This is a genomic window from Pseudomonas sp. NPDC087690, assembly GCF_044743175.1.
Lineage (GTDB): Bacteria > Pseudomonadota > Gammaproteobacteria > Pseudomonadales > Pseudomonadaceae > Aquipseudomonas.
In genome coordinates this window covers 1-18,649 of the sequence record NZ_JBIUVX010000063.1, presented here as the reverse complement: position 1 = coordinate 18,649, position 18,649 = coordinate 1, and the positions used below count along the sequence as shown (strand labels likewise).

Annotated in this window: 14 protein-coding genes and 1 pseudogene; 5 read left to right on the top strand and 10 right to left on the bottom strand. The window is 58.7% G+C overall.

Going from position 1 to position 18,649, the window contains the following annotated elements; translation table 11 throughout:
- Window positions 1-119: pseudogene (locus tag ACIPIZ_RS28170) on the bottom strand (glyceraldehyde-3-phosphate dehydrogenase); the annotation flags it as partial.
- Window positions 120-473: 354 nt separating this feature from the next.
- Here ACIPIZ_RS28170 and mfd point away from each other — a divergent pair.
- From mfd to ACIPIZ_RS28155, 3 genes are read left to right on the top strand one after another with little or no spacing between them, the layout of a single operon-like run.
- On the top strand, window positions 474-3,923 hold the full coding sequence (gene mfd / locus ACIPIZ_RS28165) for a transcription-repair coupling factor (RefSeq protein ID WP_401168725.1): 3,450 nt from the start codon (window positions 474-476) through the stop codon (window positions 3,921-3,923).
- A 10-nt stretch (window positions 3,924-3,933) separates the two neighbouring features.
- A complete protein-coding gene (locus tag ACIPIZ_RS28160) occupies window positions 3,934-4,500 on the top strand; it encodes a CsiV family protein (protein ID WP_064392824.1) in 567 nt (188 codons plus the stop codon).
- Between the two features lie 11 nt (window positions 4,501-4,511).
- Window positions 4,512-7,202: a DEAD/DEAH box helicase gene (locus ACIPIZ_RS28155; RefSeq protein WP_401168722.1), complete on the top strand. Its 2,691-nt coding sequence runs from the start codon at window positions 4,512-4,514 to the stop codon at window positions 7,200-7,202.
- 139 nt (window positions 7,203-7,341) lie between these two features.
- Here ACIPIZ_RS28155 and ACIPIZ_RS28150 read toward each other — a convergent pair whose 3' ends face one another.
- From ACIPIZ_RS28150 to ACIPIZ_RS28140, 3 genes are all read right to left on the bottom strand, one after another.
- On the bottom strand, window positions 7,342-8,079 hold the full coding sequence (locus ACIPIZ_RS28150) for an S-methyl-5'-thioinosine phosphorylase (protein ID WP_150648551.1): 738 nt from the start codon (window positions 8,077-8,079) through the stop codon (window positions 7,342-7,344).
- Window positions 8,080-8,091: 12 nt separating this feature from the next.
- Window positions 8,092-9,090 carry a beta-N-acetylhexosaminidase gene (nagZ, locus tag ACIPIZ_RS28145; RefSeq protein WP_177330983.1) on the bottom strand — a complete coding sequence of 333 codons (999 nt, stop codon included), beginning with the start codon at window positions 9,088-9,090 and terminating at the stop codon, window positions 8,092-8,094.
- Window positions 9,091-9,260: 170 nt separating this feature from the next.
- The gene (locus ACIPIZ_RS28140) at window positions 9,261-9,968 is read right to left on the bottom strand and encodes a TetR/AcrR family transcriptional regulator (RefSeq protein WP_016986747.1); all 708 of its coding nucleotides are present in this window, start codon (window positions 9,966-9,968) and stop codon (window positions 9,261-9,263) included.
- Between the two features lie 229 nt (window positions 9,969-10,197).
- On the opposite strand from ACIPIZ_RS28140, the gene lexA reads away from it, so the two are divergent.
- Together lexA and sulA are read left to right on the top strand one after the other, a co-directional pair.
- Window positions 10,198-10,806: a transcriptional repressor LexA gene (gene lexA, locus ACIPIZ_RS28135; protein WP_064392828.1), complete on the top strand. Its 609-nt coding sequence runs from the start codon at window positions 10,198-10,200 to the stop codon at window positions 10,804-10,806.
- Between the two features lie 10 nt (window positions 10,807-10,816).
- Window positions 10,817-11,290 carry an SOS-induced cell division inhibitor SulA gene (gene sulA / locus ACIPIZ_RS28130; protein ID WP_064392829.1) on the top strand — a complete coding sequence of 158 codons (474 nt, stop codon included), beginning with the start codon at window positions 10,817-10,819 and terminating at the stop codon, window positions 11,288-11,290.
- A gap of 98 nt (window positions 11,291-11,388) precedes the next feature.
- Here sulA and ACIPIZ_RS28125 read toward each other — a convergent pair whose 3' ends face one another.
- The 6 genes from ACIPIZ_RS28125 to fadB all read right to left on the bottom strand — a co-directional run.
- On the bottom strand, window positions 11,389-11,622 hold the full coding sequence (locus ACIPIZ_RS28125; protein ID WP_064392830.1) for a hypothetical protein: 234 nt from the start codon (window positions 11,620-11,622) through the stop codon (window positions 11,389-11,391).
- 106 nt (window positions 11,623-11,728) lie between these two features.
- The gene (locus tag ACIPIZ_RS28120; protein ID WP_064392831.1) at window positions 11,729-12,253 is read right to left on the bottom strand and encodes a DUF6586 family protein; all 525 of its coding nucleotides are present in this window, start codon (window positions 12,251-12,253) and stop codon (window positions 11,729-11,731) included.
- Window positions 12,254-12,396: 143 nt separating this feature from the next.
- Entirely contained in the window at window positions 12,397-15,027 is a 2,631-nt protein-coding gene (gene topA / locus ACIPIZ_RS28115) for a type I DNA topoisomerase (protein WP_064392832.1), read from the bottom strand.
- A gap of 114 nt (window positions 15,028-15,141) precedes the next feature.
- Window positions 15,142-15,378 carry a DUF1653 domain-containing protein gene (locus ACIPIZ_RS28110; protein ID WP_064392833.1) on the bottom strand — a complete coding sequence of 79 codons (237 nt, stop codon included), beginning with the start codon at window positions 15,376-15,378 and terminating at the stop codon, window positions 15,142-15,144.
- Between the two features lie 98 nt (window positions 15,379-15,476).
- Complete coding sequence (fadA, locus tag ACIPIZ_RS28105; RefSeq protein WP_007910465.1) at window positions 15,477-16,652, bottom strand: acetyl-CoA C-acyltransferase FadA; 1,176 nt, start codon at window positions 16,650-16,652, stop codon at window positions 15,477-15,479.
- A 32-nt stretch (window positions 16,653-16,684) separates the two neighbouring features.
- The coding region (gene fadB / locus ACIPIZ_RS28100; RefSeq protein ID WP_401168714.1) for a fatty acid oxidation complex subunit alpha FadB at window positions 16,685-18,649 on the bottom strand (1,965 nt) is incomplete at its 5' end.

Genomic DNA, 18,649 nt, shown 5'->3' with positions numbered 1-18,649 from the left:
ACGTTGTTATTGCGGTAGAGCTGACCGATTAGCGGAATCATCGCTTCTGCGAGTGCTTCACGGTCGATCCATTCACCAAGACACTGGTCGGGCTTCTGAGTCACGGTAACCTTCCACATGTAGGGGCAGAAAAAAGGGGCTACATTATGCCGCCGACAACCTCATTCAGCAATGCGCGCTTGTCGCGAAATCGGTAACAAAATTCCTTTCAAAAAAATAACGCCTCGCGCCAGCCCAGTAAATACGCGGCTTCCAGCGCAGTCAATTTTTCGTCGACTGTTAGACGATGTCTGTAACCCTCCGTAACACGAGCCAATTTCGGCACTACATAACCACTAAAAAAGTGCTCGTTTTTATGGTTACCACTACATTTCGCCAAAACAGCGAAGATAGACGTAGTCTGCAACTGACAGGCGGCACCGGACGCCGCTACAATTACCGACTTTGTCGCAAAGCCTGGAGCTCAACCTTCCGTGCCCGTTCTGCGTCTACCGCAACTCCCTGCCGAGGCAGGTAAACAGCATTGGGGCAATTTGCCCGGTGCTGCCCTCAGCCTGGCGATTGCCGAGGCTGCCAGCGCTGCCAAGCGCTTCACCCTGCTACTGACCGCCGACAGCCAGAGTGCTGAACGACTGGAACAGGAGCTGAGTTTCTTCGCCCCGGATTTGCCCGTTCTGCATTTCCCCGACTGGGAAACCCTGCCGTACGACCTGTTCTCGCCGCACCAGGACATCATTTCCCAGCGCATCGCCAGCTTATATAGGCTGCCCGAGCTGGAACATGGCGTGCTGGTGGTGCCGATCACCACGGCGTTGCACCGCCTGGCGCCGACCAAGTTTTTGCTCGGCAGCAGTCTGGTACTGGATGTCGGGCAGAAACTCGATGTCGAACAGATGCGCTCGCGGCTTGAAGCCAGCGGCTATCGCTACGTCGACACGGTGTACGAACACGGCGAATTCACCGTACGCGGCGCGCTGATCGACCTGTTCCCGATGGGCAGCAAACTGCCCTATCGCATCGACCTGTTCGACGACGAAATCGAAACCCTGCGCACCTTCGATCCGGAAAACCAGCGCTCCATCGACAAGGTCGATTCGGTCAAGCTGCTGCCGGCTCGTGAGTTTCCGCTGCAGAAAGATGCGGTCACCCGCTTCAAGGCGCGCTTTCGCGAGCGTTTCGACGTCGACTTCCGGCGCTGCCCGATCTTTCAGGATCTGAGCAGCGGCATCACTCCGGCCGGTATCGAGTACTACCTGCCGCTGTTCTTCGACGAAACCTCGACGCTGTTCGATTATTTGCCGCAGGACACCCAGGTGTTCTCGTTGCCGGGTATCGAGCAAGCAGCGGAGAATTTCTGGAACGACGTGCGCAATCGTTATGAAGAGCGCCGCGTCGATCCTTCGCGTCCTTTATTGCCACCCGCCGAATTGTTCCTGCCGGTGGAAGACTGCTTCGCGCGCCTGAAGAGCTGGCCACGCGTGGTCGCCAGCCAGCAAGACGTGGAAAGCGGCGTCGGTCGTGAGCGCTTTCCTGCACAAGCACTGCCGAATCTGGCGATTGAAGCCAAAGCCACGCAACCGCTGGCCGCGCTTTCTGCCTTCCTCGATGAATTCCCCGGTCGCGTGCTGTTCACCGCCGAATCCGCCGGCCGTCGCGAAGTGCTGCTGGAGTTGCTGGAGCGTCTGAAGCTGCGACCGAAAACCGTCGACAGCTGGCCGGACTTCGTCGCGAGCAAGGATCGCCTGGCGATCACCATCGCCCCGCTCGACGAAGGCCTGATGCTCGACGATCCGGCGCTGGCACTGGTCGCGGAAAGTCCGCTGTTCGGCCAACGCGTCATGCAGCGTCGCCGCCGCGAGAAGCGTGCCGACGGCAACAACGATGCAGTGATCAAAAACCTCACCGAGCTGCGCGAAGGCGCGCCGGTGGTGCACATCGACCACGGTGTCGGCCGCTATCTGGGCCTGACGATTCTGGAAATCGACAATCAGGCTGCCGAATTCCTCACCCTGGAATATGCCGAGAACGCCAAGCTCTACGTGCCGGTGGCCAACCTGCATCTGATCGCCCGTTACACCGGCAGCGACGATGCGCTGGCCCCGCTGCACCGCCTCGGCTCCGAGGTTTGGCAGAAAGCCAAACGCAAAGCCGCCGAACAGGTGCGCGATGTTGCTGCTGAATTGCTCGACATCTATGCCCGCCGCGCCGCTCGCGAAGGCTACGCATTTGCCGACCCGAAAGCCGATTACGCCACATTCAGCGCTGGCTTCCCGTTCGAAGAAACCCCGGACCAGCAATCGACCATCGAAGCCGTGCGCGAAGACATGCTCGCGCCGAAGCCAATGGATCGACTGGTCTGTGGCGACGTCGGTTTCGGCAAGACCGAAGTGGCCATGCGCGCAGCGTTCATCGCTGTGCACGGCGGTCGCCAGGTGGCGATTCTGGTGCCGACCACCCTGCTCGCCCAGCAGCACTACAACAGCTTCCGCGACCGCTTCGCCGACTGGCCGGTGACTGTGGAAGTGATGAGCCGCTTCAAGTCGGCCAAGGAAGTCAATGCGGCGATCGCCGATCTGGCGGAAGGCAAGATCGATATTGTCATCGGCACGCACAAGCTGCTGTCCGACGATGTAAAAATCAAAAACCTCGGACTGGTGATTATCGACGAAGAACACCGCTTCGGTGTGCGTCAGAAAGAACAGCTCAAGGCCCTGCGCAGTGAAGTCGACATTCTTACGCTGACCGCCACACCGATTCCGCGCACGCTGAACATGGCGGTGTCGGGCATGCGCGATCTGTCGATCATCGCCACGCCGCCGGCGCGACGCCTGTCGGTGCGCACCTTCGTCATGGAGCAGAACAAGAGCACGGTCAAAGAGGCCCTGCTCCGCGAACTGCTGCGTGGCGGTCAGGTTTACTACCTGCACAACGATGTGAAAACCATTGAAAAATGCGCCGCCGATCTCGCCGAACTGGTGCCGGAAGCGCGTATCGGCATCGGTCACGGGCAGATGCGCGAACGCGAACTCGAACAGGTGATGAGCGACTTCTATCACAAGCGCTTCAACGTGCTGATCGCCTCGACCATCATCGAGACCGGTATCGACGTGCCAAGCGCCAACACCATCATCATCGAGCGCGCCGACAAGTTCGGTCTGGCGCAACTGCACCAGTTGCGCGGTCGTGTCGGTCGCAGCCACCACCAGGCGTACGCCTACCTGCTGACGCCGCCGCGCCAGCAAATCACTTCGGATGCGGAAAAGCGTCTGGAAGCGATTGCCAACACTCAGGATCTCGGCGCCGGTTTCGTGCTGGCGACCAACGACCTGGAAATCCGTGGCGCCGGTGAACTGCTCGGCGATGGTCAGAGCGGGCAGATTCAGGCCGTGGGCTTCACGCTGTACATGGAGATGCTCGAACGCGCGGTGAAGTCGATCCGCAAAGGCGAGCAACCGAACCTCGATCAACCGCTGGGCGGTGGCCCGGAGGTCAACCTGCGAGTGCCGGCGCTGATTCCGGAAGACTATCTGCCGGATGTTCACGCGCGTCTGATTCTGTACAAGCGCATTGCTTCGGCCACCGACGAGGAAGGCCTGAAGGATCTGCAAGTCGAGATGATCGACCGTTTCGGTCTGCTGCCGGAACCGACGAAAAATCTGGTGCGTATCACTGCGCTGAAATTGCAGGCTGAGCAACTGGGCATCAAGAAGGTCGATGGCGGGCCGCAAGGTGGGCGCATCGAGTTCGAAGCACAGACGCCAGTGGACCCGATGACCCTGATCAAACTGATCCAGAGCCAGCCAAAACGCTACAAATTCGAAGGCGCCACGATGTTCAAGTTCCAGGTGCCGATGGAACGCCCGGAAGAGCGCTTTAATACTGTAGAGGCGCTGTTTGAGCGCCTCCTCCCGAAAACTGTTTGAAGGACGCCGCATGCGCCTGTTTCGCTCGCTGACTTTGCTACTCACCTTGGTAGCGCCTACGGCGTTTGCCGATGACCTGTATCAGGTCGAGATGATTCTGGTTCGCCAGAACGCTGTACCGGCAATTGTCAGCCGTGCCGCCCCGGAAGACTGGGCCGCCGGCGCCCAGCGCTTGGCCGATGACAGCCAGCGCACGCCGGCGTTGAATGACGTTGTCACAAAACTCACCGCCAGCGGCGACTACAGCGTGCTGATGCACAAAGCCTGGCAGCAAACCCTCGGTGAAGCGCCATCGAAAGTCGCGGTCAGCGACGGTCAGGAGCAGTACGGCCAGTTCCCGATCGAGGGCACGCTGGAGATGAAGCTCGGGCGTTTCACCGACGTCGCGGCCGATTTCTGGGTCAACAAGATCAACACCAACGGCCTGGTCACCGCCAGTGAGCGCCTGAAACAGGACAGCCACACCAAGAACGGCCAACTCAACTATCTCGATAACGGCCATCTGGCGCTGCTGATCAAGATCACTTCCCTGACCGCACCTGCGCCACGGGAAGCGCCTGAAGCGATTCCGGACTGATCGAAGTCCTTATGAACCCGCCGCTGAGTAAACCGTTGGCGCCCTCCTGGGTCAGCCGATTCAAGGAACAGAGCCTGGAGCGTGGCCGCCGCTACGCCCTGGAAAACCGGGTACGCATCGCCCAGGTCGGCGATGCAACGATCACCGCCAGTTGCGAAGGCTCTGGCGGTAACGTTTACCGTCAGACGATTCATCTTCGCGAGTCAGCCAAAGGCACTTTGCTGCTGGTCGATGCCGGCTGTACCTGCCCGGTTCGCAGCAACTGCAAACACTGCGCTGCTGTCCTGCTGAAAGTGCAGGAAACCCTCGATTACCCTGCCGCGGCCAAAGACGCCGAATTACTGGAGAAGCTCCAAGCCGTGCTGGAAAACCGTGGCCCGAAAGCGCCACCGCAAGTGCTGGTCGACAACGTGCAACCCTTGCCGCGCCTGTGGCTGGCCAGCGTCGAGTTCAGCGCCTTCGAACCGCGCAACGGCAAGATGCAGCGCTACATTCAGCACCGCGCGGCGTTGTCGTTCAGCTATCTGGACGAATACGTCAGCGGGCAGAAAAACAGCGACATCCTGATCCGCCAGGAAACCCAGACACTGCGGATAAAACGCCACCCGGACGTCGAACAGTCCTACCGCGAACAGTTAAGAATCCTCGGCTTTCGTATCGCCACGCGGCAGAGCAAAGCGCTGCCGGAAAGCGCGGGCGAGCTGTACGAGATGGTCAATGACAGCGCCTGGCTGACGTTTACCCTCAACGATCTGCCAAAACTACGCAGCCAAGGTTGGGAGCTGCAGATCGACGAAGAGTTCGGCTTCGACCTGACCGCTGTGGATGACTGGTACGCCACGGTCGAGCAGGCGCCGGAGCGTGACTGGTTCGATCTGGAACTGGGGATCATCGTCAATGGTGAACGTCTGAGCCTGCTGCCGATCCTGCTCAATCTGATGCGCTCGCACGCGGAAATCCTCAATCCGGAACGCCTGGCGCGCCGTCGCGATGACGAGCTGATTCTGGTCAATATTCCGCAACGCAACAGCGAGCACGGGCCGCTGCAAGTGGCGTTGCCGCTGGGGCGGTTGAAACCGGTGCTGATGACCCTAGGCGAGTTCTATTTGCAGGAACCGGGCGAAACCACTTTGCGCCTGAGCAAGGCCGACGCCACACGCCTGAACTCGCTGGAAGACATTCCGCTCCTCTGGGAGGGTGGCGAGCAGATCCGTACGTTTGCTCAACGCCTGCGCGACATTCGTGATTTCAGCGCGCAAGCTCCAGAGGGCCTGAATGCGACGCTGCGTCCTTATCAGCTCGAAGGCTTGAGCTGGATGCAATCGTTGCGGCAACTGGAGGTTGGCGGGATCCTTGCGGATGACATGGGTCTGGGTAAAACCCTACAGACGCTTGCGCATATTCTCAGCGAGAAAAACGCCGGGCGCCTCGATCGACCGTGCATGGTGGTGATGCCAACCAGCCTGATTCCGAACTGGCTGGATGAGGCGGCGCACTTCACCCCGCAGCTGAAAGTGGTCGCGCTGTACGGCGCCACTCGTAAAAAACATTTCGATAATCTGGCCGATTTCGACCTGATCCTCACCACCTACGGGCTGCTGCCCAAGGACGTCGAACGTCTGGCCAAGCAGCCGCTGCACGTATTGGTGCTGGATGAGGCGCAGTACATCAAGAATCCGAACAGCAAAGCCGCTCAAGCCGCGCGCGAGCTGAACGCGCGTCAGCGTTTGTGCCTGAGTGGTACCCCGCTGGAAAACCACTTGGGTGAACTGTGGTCGCTGTTTCACTTCCTGCTGCCAGGCTGGCTCGGCGACGTAAAAAGCTTCAACGCCGATTACCGTGTACCGATTGAAAAGCGCGGCAGCGAGGTCAGACTTCAGCACCTTAACGGTCGAATAAAACCGTTTCTACTGCGCCGCACCAAGGAACAGGTGGCCACCGAGTTGCCGCCGAAAACCGAGATCATCCACTGGGTCGATCTCAACGAAGCGCAACGCGATGTGTACGAAACCATGCGCCTGGCGATGGACAAGAAAGTCCGCGACGAGATCACCCGCAAAGGCGTGGCACGCAGCCAGATCATCATTCTTGAGGCGCTGTTGAAGCTGCGTCAGGTTTGCTGTGATTTGCGCCTGGTCAACGGCGCCACCCTGCCCGCTCGCGGCAGCACCTCGGGCAAGCTCGACAGTTTGATGGAAATGCTTGAGGAGTTGTTCGAGGAAGGCCGGCGGATTCTGCTTTTTTCGCAGTTCACCTCGATGCTGTCATTGATCGAAGACGAGCTGAAAAAACGTAACGTTTCCTACGCGTTGTTGACCGGCCAGACCCGCGATCGGCGTACACCGGTGAAGGAATTCCAGAGCGGCAAGCGACAGATTTTTCTGATCAGCCTGAAGGCTGGCGGTGTCGGCTTGAACCTGACCGAGGCGGATACGGTGATTCACTACGATCCGTGGTGGAACCCGGCGACGGAAAATCAGGCAACCGACCGTGCTTATCGGATCGGTCAAGAGAAACCGGTATTCGTCTACAAGATGATCGCGCGGGGCACGGTGGAAGAGAAGATTCAGCACCTGCAGAAGGAAAAGTCCGACTTGGCGGCGGGCGTGCTGGATGGGCGCAAGGCCGGGGACTGGAAGTTGCAGAGTGATGATATTGAGGCGCTGTTTGCGCCGCTGCCGGATAAGTCCGACAAGCGTTGAGACCTGCGTCGCCTGTTAGATAGCTTTCGCTGGCAAGCCAGTTCCCACAGACTTATGAGTCGCACACAAAACTGTGATTCAACTCGATACCTGTGGAGCTGGCTTGCCAGCGATGGGGCCAACTCGGTCTCGGTCAGCTTCAGCCCTTGAGCACCCGCGCCAACGCCGATTTCACCTTACCCATCCCGTCATGCAACGCCTGCTCGATTTCGGCCATGGTGATCACTTCCGTGGTCTTGCCCGCCGCCGGGTTCACTACCAGCGCCAGACAGGCGTAATCCAGATCCAGCTCACGCGCCAGCGCCGCTTCCGGCATACCGGTCATGCCGACGATGTCGCAGCCATCACGTTCAAGACGCACTATCTCCGCCACGGTTTCCAGACGCGGGCCCTGGGTGCAGGCATACACGCCTTGATCGCTGTACTCGCAGCCTTCAGCGGCCACCGCAGCAATCAATTGCTGACGCAACGGTTCGCTGTAAGGAAAGCTGAAGTCGATGTGGGTGACATGCTCCAGATCATCGGCGAAAAAAGTGTGCTCACGGCCGCTGGTGTAGTCGACGATCTGGTGCGGCACGCAGAAATGCCCGGTGCCCATGGCCGAATGAATACCGCCCACGGCATTCACCGCGATGATCGCTTCGGCGCCGGCCTGTTTCAACGCCCACAGATTGGCGCGGTAGTTGACCTTGTGCGGCGGGAAGCGATGCGGGTGGCCGTGACGGGCGAGGAACAACACTTCCTTGCCGGCGTACTCGCCAATCTGCACGTCGGCCGACGGCGCGCCGTAGGGCGTGTCCACCGCCAGCGATTGGCGAATGGTCAAGCCTTCGAGCTGGGTCAGGCCAGTGCCGCCGATGATTGCGTAAACCGTCATAGCGAAAAATCCTTAATCGATCAGTTGAGCGTCTTTGAGCGCGCCGATGGCGGTGAGCCAACGCGGATCCTGACGGTAATCGGTGCTGGCGAATGCCTGACCACGCATGCGAGCGATGCGCTCGGAAGGCTTGACCTTCATGCGCTGAGCAGCGCTCAAAGCCAGTTCGGCAGCGGCGCGGTCGTTGCACACCAGACCCATGTCGCAGCCAGCAGTCAGCGCGGCTTCGATACGGCTGGCGGCGTCGCCGACCACATGGGCGCCAGCCATCGACAGGTCGTCGCTGAAGATCACGCCGTCGAACTGCAACTCGCCGCGCAGAATGTCCTGCAACCAGCGCCGGGAGAAACCGGCGGGCTGCGAATCAACCTGCGGATAGATAACGTGCGCCGGCATGATCGCAGCCAGTTGCCTGCTGAGTCTGGCGAAGGGCACGAGGTCGTTGGCGCGAATTTCGTCGAGGCTGCGCTCGTCATTCGGGATCGCAACGTGGGAATCGGCTTCGGCCCAGCCATGACCGGGAAAGTGCTTGCCGGTGGCCGCCATGCCCGCGCTGTTCATGCCGCGAATAAACGCGCCAGCGAGCAACGCTGCGCGCTCCGGATCACCCTCGAAAGAACGCGTGCCGACGACGGCGCTGCGCTGGTAATCCAGATCGAGCACAGGGGCGAAACTCAGGTCCAGGCCGACGGCCAGCACTTCGGTAGCCATGATCCAGCCGCATTGCTCGGCGAGGTACTCGGCATTCGGATTATCGGCAATGGCGCGCATCGCTGGCAGGCGTACGAAGCCCTGACGCAGGCGTTGCACACGACCGCCCTCTTGATCCACGGCCAACAGCAAATCCGGGCGAATCGCCCGGATCGCGGCGCTGAGCTCACGCACCTGGCGTGGATGCTCAATGTTGCGCGCAAAGATGATCAGGCCGCCCACTTCGGGCTGACGCAACAATTGGCGATCTTCAGCCGTCAGCCAGGTACCGGCGACGTCCACCATCAACGAGCCTTGCAGGCCAGCAGTCATAGAGATTCCTTGAAAACGAAAAACCCGATCCGCACGAAATCGCCACCGGGGGCATTGCCCGGCAGGTCGGCGATATCTGTGAAGATCGGGTTCAGAACGAGAGTCGGCATGGGCGGCTAGCTTAGCGGATACAGGCTCGCGCGCCCACCCGTGCGCGGTTAAACCTTGGCGGCGACCGGCGTTGATTTGCTGCGCGGACGCAGTTGCGCGGTGGCCATCGCCGTATCGGTGACGCCGGTTTCAGCGCGCATGCCAGCGGCGAGGAACGGCACCATCAGGCGCATGACTTGTTCGATGGAGGTATTGACGCCGAAATCGGTCTCGGCAATCGCACGCAGCGCCTTGATGCCGGACATGCTGAACGCCGCGGCGCCGAGCATGAAGTGCACGCGCCAGAACAGCTCGATCGGCGGGATGCGCGGCGCAGCTTCGTTGACGAGCAACATGTAGCGACGGAATACCTTGCCGTACATGTCTTCCAGATAACGGCGCAAGTGGCCTTGGCTCTGGCTGAACGCGAGACCGAGCAAACGCATGAAGATCGACAGGTCATTGCCGCTGCGCGGCTGAACCACAAGGGCTTGCTCGACGAGGATCTCCAACAGTTCTTCAAGCGTCGGCTTGTTTTCAGGCTTGGCCTGACGACGCTCCAGCTCTTTATCGAGGCTGATACAGAACGGCCCGAGGAAGCGCGAAAAAACCGCCTGAATCAGCGCCTTCTTCGAGCCGAAGTGATAGTTAACCGCTGCCAGGTTGACGCCAGCCTTGCTGGTGATCAAACGCAATGAGGTTTCAGCGAAACCTTTCTCCGCGAACAACTGCTCGGCAGCATCAAGAATGCGTTCAACGGTTTCCGACTGGGCCATGGCTACTCCGCCTGACAAACACTTGTTTGAAACATACGTTTCAGCCTGTGCCTTGTCAAGCCTGCCGGTTCGTTTTGGGAATGGTCGGTCAGCTATTTAACCACACAAGACCCGCGCATTAGTAAGCAAGGCTGCCGACCGTCCGGCGGCCTGCAAAAAAACGGGCATTGCCAAGACCGCTTCACTGTATATAATCCCAGTCACTGTATAAAAAGACAGAGCGATCAATATGCTAAAGCTGACGCCACGCCAAGCCGAGATTCTGGCCTTTATCAAACGTTGCCTCGAAGACAATGGCTACCCGCCAACCCGTGCGGAAATCGCTCAGGAACTGGGTTTCAAATCGCCCAATGCTGCTGAAGAACACCTCAAGGCCCTGGCCCGCAAAGGTGCGATCGAGATGACCCCAGGCGCCTCGCGGGGCATTCGTATTCCGGGCTTCGAAGCCAAGGCTGACGACTCCACTCTGCCGATCATTGGCCGTGTCGCCGCCGGTGCGCCCATCCTCGCCCAACAGCACATCGAAGAATCCTGCAACATCAATCCAGCCTTCTTTCATCCGCGCGCCGACTATCTGCTGCGCGTTCACGGTATGAGCATGAAGGACATAGGCATTTTCGACGGCGATTTGCTGGCGGTGCACACCACCCGCGAAGTACGCAACGGCCAGGTCGTCGTTGCACGCATCGGCGATGAAGTGACCGTCAAACGCTTCAAGCGTGAAGGCAGCAAGGTCTGGCTGATTGCCGAAAACCCCGAATTCGCCCCTATCGAAGTCGACCTGAAAGATCAGGAACTGGTGATCGAAGGCTTGAGTGTCGGCGTCATCCGCCGCTAAAGGAGGCTTTATGCAGTTCCCACACACACCTCAGCAAACACAACTGCCTTTATTCGAAGCGTTTCTGGCGCAACCGATGGCGCCGACCCTGAAAGAAGTGGTCGAACGTCCGTGGAATGCCGAACCTGAAGTATTCAGTGAGCTGTCACTGCGCGGTGCGGCCGGAAACTGCCTGAACCTGCTTGCCCCGATCCTCCGCGAGTTGAGCGAAGATCAGGACGCACGCTGGCTGACGCTGATTGCGCCACCGGCGAGTCTCACGCAAACCTGGCTGCGGGATGCCGGCCTGAATCGTGAGCGTATTCTACTGCTGCAACCGCGAGGCACTCAGAGCGCACAGCAACTGGCATGCGAAGCGTTGCGCCTGGGCCGCAGCCACACAGTGGTAACCTGGCTCAACCCGTTGAACAGCAGTTCACGCCAACAACTGATCAACGCTGCACGTACGGGCGACGCTCAAAGCCTGAATATTCGCTTGGGTTGATTAGCTGGTAAAAAGCGCTGAGTGAAGCGCAGGGCTTCTCCAGGGACAGAGAAGCCGATCTGAAGCGACAATGACAAAAAACTGAAAACAGGCAGGGATCAATGAAGAACCCGCGGCCCCTCGTCCTTATCAAATTCGCCTTCAATCATTCGACCTGCCATCTGCACGCCGACGCTCAACATCGCCTTCGCGATTTCCACGTGCTGGCCCTGCAGGAAGGTTTTGGCATCCTCGGAGAAATCCAGAGTCACCAGAGAACCTTCGTCCTCAGCCCTGCGCAGTTCGATTCGGCCGTCTGGTAACTCGACAATTTCTAGAAAGGACGTTGGCATATAGGTCTGTTCTCCACGAAAGGCAGGGATTATATAGACATCATTCAGGCTTCGCTCGGGATCTTGACCAGCAGCATGTTTCAGATTGCCACCGAGTCAATCCCCATCAGCACTCGTTCAAGCCTTCGCGAAACCGGAGAGCCAAGCCTTTAAGGTTTTGCCGCCAGCTTTCCAACTCCTCTCGGCTCAACTCTTCAGGTGCCTCTTCTTCGTCAAGGTTAACGGCCTGAATCAATGGCTGAGTTACATCGCCTTTTGGCTTATGGGGCACGCGAGGCGGTTGAAACATCGCCGAATGCGCCGCCAGCAGTTTTGCCAGCCACGTTTCCGAGTTGCCTGCCAACTCGATCATTTCCGCCAGCTCCGGGATTGCGATCGACTCCAGCACTTCGCGCGTCAGCAGCAACTCTGCGCGTGGCGCATTGGCTTGTGGCAGGCGGTAGAAACCGGCAATTTCATGGCAAAGACCCAACAAGGCGCCGTAGAGGTGAAACAACGCGGATTCGCGCCCGGCCTGAATCAGCGCCAGAGAATTCATCGCCCGCCCCTCTTCTGCGCGAGCCAAAGCTTCCAGCGACAGGCCGGCAAAATAGATCTTCTGGTTGGTACGGGTATAGAGTTCGTGGGCCATGAAGGCAGTCTCCACTACGAAATAATTGCTTCACACAGGCCGCACAGTGTCATGGATCAGTCGATCCCACCGCAAGCACAAAACAAAAAGGCCGCATGAAAACCCGAGGGTGTTCATGCGGCCTTTCAGTATCAGGCTAATGCTTACTCAGCTTTGGCCTTCGTACGCTTGTCTTCAACCGTCCACTTGCCGCCGTCGTAATAAGCCTTCCAACCGGTAGGTTTGCCATCGACTTCGGTCTGCACGTATTGCTCCTTGGTCTTGCGGCTGTAGCGGATGACCGCAGGCAGACCATCAGGATCCTTCTGCGGTGCTTCGCACAGGAAGTGATACTTCGGATCAATCTCGTCCTTGTGCGGCAGAATCTCGATCACCAACGGAGCACGTGTCTCGCGGTTTTTCGGGAACTGACTGGCCGCGAGGAACAAACCAGAGGCTCCGTCGCGCAGGATGTAGGTGTCGTTGACCTTTTCGCATTTCAGCTCGGGCATCTTCACCGGATCCATCTTCGGCGGCGCTGCGTCACCACTCTTCAGCAGCTTGCGAGTGTTCTTGCAGGTCGGATTGGTGCAACCGAAGAACTTGCCGAAACGACCGGTCTTGAGTTGCATCTCACTGCCGCACTTGTCGCACTCCAGACTCGGACCTTCATAGCCCTTGATGCGATAGCTGCCCTCTTCGATTTCGTAGCCCGCGCAATCCGGGTTGTTACCGCAGATGTGCAGCTTGCGCTTCTCGTCGAGCAGGTAAGCGTCCATCGCCGTGCTACAGATCGGGCAACGATGCTTGCCACGCAGTACCAAAGATTCCGATTCACCTTCGTCGTCCGCAGCGATTTCATCGCCCGGCACCAGGTTGACGGTGGCCTTGCAGCGCTCTTTCGGTGGCAGGCTGTAACCCGAGCAACCAAGGAACACGCCGGTCGATGCGGTACGAATCTGCATCGGACGACCACAGGTGGTGCACGGAATGTCAGTCATCACCGGCTGGTTGGCACGCATGCCGTTGTCCGGATTCTCCGCAACTTCGAGTTTCTTTTTGAAGTCGCCGTAGAACTCGTCCAGCACGCTTTTCCAGTCGCGCTCGCCCTGCGCCACATCATCGAGATTCTCTTCCATGCCGGCGGTGAAGCCGTAGTCCATCAGGTTCGAGAAGCTTTCAGAGAGACGCTCGGTAACGATATCGCCCATCTTTTCCGAATAGAAACGACGGTTATGCAGGGTCACGTAACCGCGATCCTGAATGGTCGAAATGATCGCTGCATAAGTCGAAGGACGACCAATACCGCGTTTTTCCATTTCTTTCACCAGGCTGGCTTCCGAGTAACGGGCCGGCGGTTTGGTGAAGTGCTGGGACGGATCGAGCTTGATCAGCTTCATCACGTCGCCCTGCGCCATATCAGGCAGAACGTCGTCATCGCCCGGCTTGGCAATCTGCGGCATGACGCGGGTGTAACCGTCGAACTTGAGGATACGGCCTTTGGCACGCAGCTCGAAATCGCCAGCACCGACGCTGACAGTGGTGGACAGGTATTGCGCCGGCAGCATCTGGCAAGCGAGGAACTGGCGCCAGATCAGCTCGTAGAGCCGTTCAGCGTCACGCTCCATGCCCGCCAGCTTGCTTGGAATGGTGTTGGCGTCAGAAGGACGAATCGCTTCGTGAGCCTCTTGTGCGCCTTCCTTGCTGCTGTAGACGTTCGGCGTTTCCGGCAGGTACTTCTTGCCGAACTCGTCTTCGATATAGGCACGCGCCATCGTCACGGCATCGGCCGAGAGGTTGGTCGAGTCGGTACGCATATAGGTGATGTAGCCGGCTTCGTACAGACGCTGGGCCATCATCATGGTTTTCTTCACACCGAAGCCCAGGCGGTTACTTGCAGCCTGTTGCAGAGTCGAGGTGATGAATGGAGCCGATGGCTTGCTGCTGGTCGGCTTGTCTTCGCGTTTGACGATGCTGTAGCTGGAAGCCTTGAGCTTCTCCAGCGCGGCCGTGGCCTGGGCTTCGTTGAGCGGCTTGAAGGCTTCGCCTTTTTCGCGAGCCACTTCGAAACGCACGGTCGAGCCTTTGGCGGTGCCGAGATCGGCATGCACTTCCCAGTACTCTTCCGGGTTGAACGCACGAATTTCGCGCTCACGCTCAACGACCAGCTTTACGGCTACCGATTGCACGCGACCGGCGGACAGGCCACGGGCAATCTTCGCCCAAAGCAGCGGCGAGACCATGTAACCGACAACGCGGTCAAGGAAACGACGTGCCTGTTGAGCGTTGACACGATCAATGTCCAGCTCGCCCGGCTTGGAGAACGCTTCCTGAATCGCCTTCTTGGTGATCTCGTTGAACACCACGCGCTTGTAACGGCTGTCGTCACCACCGATGGCTTCGCGCAGGTGCCAGGCAATGGCTTCCCCCTCGCGATCCAAGTCGGTTGCGAGATAGATGGTGTCAGCATCTTTGGCGAGCCGGCGCAGCTCTTCGATGACCTTCTCTTTGCCCGGGAGGATCTCGTACTTGGCTTTCCAGCCATGATCGGGATCGACACCCATACGCGAGACCAGTTGCTTGCGCGCTTTCTCTTTCGGCGAGAGCACCGGACCTTCGCCCGCAGCAGCCTTGCCGCGCTTGGCGGCTGGCTCTTTGCTGGCGCTAGCCGAACCGCTGGTGGGCAGGTCTCGGATATGGCCGATACTCGACTTCACCACGTATTGGTTACCCAGATACTTGTTGATGGTCTTGGCCTTAGCCGGGGATTCCACAATGACCAGCGATTTGCCCATGGATCAGAAAATTCCTGAATTCTAGAAGTGAAAGGCGGTTGGCGCCTGACGCGGCACCGCTATATATAGTTGATACAAGGTGAGGTCAAGCACAGGGTTCTGTGCGCACTCGCCTTATGCCTTGGAAAAAAGGCTTGGCTCGGCTTGCACCAAAGCAAAGCGTGGCACCTGCTCGCCGTCAACCTCGACTGACTCGAGGAACATGCTCAGAGGGCGCACCCAAAAGCCGTATTCCCCATACAGGGCTTGGTAAAACACCACTTCTTCTTCGGTCTCTGAATGCCGCGCCACACTGAATACGCGGTACTGCGGACCTTTGTAATGTTGGTAGAGCCCAGGTTGTATCGGCATGTGTTGGCGCTCACTCAAATTTTTTCAAAATAAAAACAAAATAAATCCACAAAAACAAAAACCGGGGCACTTGGCCCCGGCTTCCATCAACGAGACGCTTAGACGCGTTCGAAGACGGTGGAGATGCCTTGGCCAAGACCAATGCACATAGTGGCCACCCCGAAGGTGCCGCTATTCTGCTTCATCACGTTCAGCAAGGTGCCGGAAATACGGGCACCGGAGCAACCGAACGGGTGACCCAGGGCGATCGCGCCGCCGTGCAGGTTAACCTTCTCGTTCATCTTGTCGAGCACTTTCAGATCTTTCAGCACTGGCAGGGCCTGTGCGGCGAAAGCTTCGTTGAGCTCGAAGAAGTCGATATCGTTGATGCCAAGGCCCGCGCGTTTCAGCGCTTTTTGTGTCGCCGGAACTGGACCATAGCCCATGATTGCCGGATCCACACCCGCCACTGCCATCGAACGGATAACCGCCATTGGCTGGATACCCAGATCCTGTGCACGTTGCGCCGACATCACGATCATGCACGAAGCACCATCGGTGATCTGCGACGAAGTACCGGCAGTCACGGTGCCGCCCTTTGGATTGAAGGCAGGCTTGAGGGCCGCCAGACTTTCCAGGGTGGTTTCCGGACGAATGGTTTCGTCGTAGTCGAACAGTTTCAGGAAACCGTTCTCGTCGTAGCCCTGCATCGGGATGATTTCGTCTTTGAACTTGCCTTCCACAGTAGCCTTGTGGGCCAACTGGTGGGAACGCACACCGAAAGCATCTTGCTGCTCGCGAGTGATGCCGTGCATTTTGCCGAGCATTTCAGCGGTCAGGCCCATCATGCCCGAGGCTTTTGCCGCGTACAGCGACATGTGCGGGTTCGGATCGACACCGTGCATCATGCTCACGTGACCCATATGCTCGACGCCGCCAACCACGAACACGTCACCGTTGCCGGTCATGATCGCTTGCGCAGCAGTGTGCAAAGCACTCATCGACGAGCCACACAGACGGCTGACGGTCTGACCGGCCGAGGTGTGCGGGATCTGGGTCATCAGCGACGCCATGCGCGCGATGTTCCAGCCCTGCTCCAGGGTCTGGTTGACGCAGCCCCAGATCACGTCCTCGACTTCAGCAGGATCGACCTTGGCGTTGCGCTCCAGCAATTTGCTGATCAGGTGCGCCGACATGTCTTCGGCGCGGGTGTTGCGGTGCATGCCGCCCTTGGAGCGGCCCATCGGAGTACGACCGAAGTCGACAATCACGACGTCTCTTGGATTCAAGCTCATAAAATTTCACTCTCGCTCAAAAGTTGGGACGCTTAACCGAAGAACCGTTGGCCGGTTTTGGCCATTTCACGCAGTTTCGCGGTCGGGTGGTACAGCGCGCCCAAATCAGCGTACTGGTCAGCCAGGGCAACGAACTCGGCAACACCGATCGAGTCGATGTAGCGCAGCGCACCGCCACGGAATGGAGGGAAACCGATACCGTAGACCAGACCCATGTCGGCTTCGGCGGCAGTTTCAACAATGCCGTCTTCCAGGCAACGCACGGTTTCCAGGCACAGCGGGATCATCATCCAGTTGATGATGTCTTCGTCAGTGACTTCTCGCTGCTCGTAAACGATCGGCTTGAGCACTTCCAGTACCGACGGATCGGCAACTTTCTTCTGCTTGCCTTTCTTGTCGGCCTCGTAGGCGTAGAAGCCCTTGCCGTTCTTCTGACCCAGGCGCTTGGCTTCGTACAGCACGTCGATGGCCGAACGACGGTCATCCTTCATGCGATCCGGGAAGCCTTCAGCCATTACGTCACGACCATGGTGACCGGTGTCGATACCGACCACGTCCATCAGGTATGCCGGGCCCATCGGCCAGCCGAATTTTTCCATGACCTTGTCGATACGGACGAAGTCGACACCGGCGCTGACCAGCTTGGCGAAACCGCCGAAGTACGGGAACAGGACGCGGTTGACCAGGAAGCCCGGGCAGTCGTTGACGACGATCGGGTTCTTGCCCATTTTCTTGGCGTAGGCCACGGTGGTGGCAACCGCCAGCTCACTCGACTTCTCGCCACGGATCACTTCAACCAGCGGCATCATGTGCACCGGGTTGAAGAAGTGCATACCGACGAAGTTTTCCGGACGCTTGAGGGCCTTGGCCAGCAGGCTGATGGAAATGGTCGAGGTGTTGGACGCGAGGATGGTGTCCTCTTTGACCTGACCTTCGACTTCAGCCAGTACGGCCTGCTTGACCTTCGGGTTCTCAACCACAGCTTCGACCACCAGATCGACGTGACCGAAGTCGCCGTAGGACAGGGTCGGACGAATGGCGTTGAGCACTTCAGCCATTTTCGCCGCGGTCATGCGGCCTTTATCAACGCGGCCAACCAGCAGTTTGGCGGCTTCGGCCAGCCCCTGCTCGATACCGTGCTCGTTGATGTCTTTCATCAGGATCGGCGTGCCTTTGGAGGCCGACTGATAAGCGATACCGCCACCCATGATGCCGGCGCCGAGTACAGCGGCCTGCTTCACGTCTTTGGCGATTTCGTCATAAGCCTTGGCCTTTTTCTTCAGCTCCTGATCGTTCAGGAACAGACCGATCAAGCTCTGCGCGGCAGAGGTCTTGGCCAGTTTGACGAAACCGGCGGCTTCGACTTCCAGCGCCTTGTCACGACCGAAGTTCGCGGCTTTCTGGATGGTCTTGATCGCTTCAACCGGTGCCGGGTAGTTCGGGCCAGCTTGCCCTGCCACGAAACCTTTGGCGGTTTCGAAAGCCATCATTTGTTCAATGGCGTTCAGCTTGAGTTTTTCAAGTTTTGGCTGACGCTTGGCCTTGAAGTCAAACTCGCCGGAGATGGCGCGCTTGATCAGTTCGAGGGCAGCTTCCTGCAGTTTCTCTGGAGCAACCACGGCGTCGACGGCGCTGACTTTCAGAGCGTCTTCAGGGCGGTTTTCCTTGCCGGCGGCAATCCATTCGATGGCGTTGTCGACACCGATCAGACGCGGCAGACGCACCGTACCGCCGAAGCCTGGGTAGATGCCCAGTTTGACTTCCGGTAGACCGATCTTGGCTTTGGTCGACATGACGCGATAGTCAGCCGCCAGGCACATTTCCAGACCGCCGCCCAAAGCGATGCCATTGATGGCCGCTACAGTCGGAACATTGAGGTCTTCGAAATCGCTGAAGATCTTGTTGGCTTCGAGATTGCCAGCAACCAGCTCGGCATCCGGCAGCTTGAAGTTCTCGACAAATTCGGTGATGTCGGCGCCGACGATGAACACGTCCTT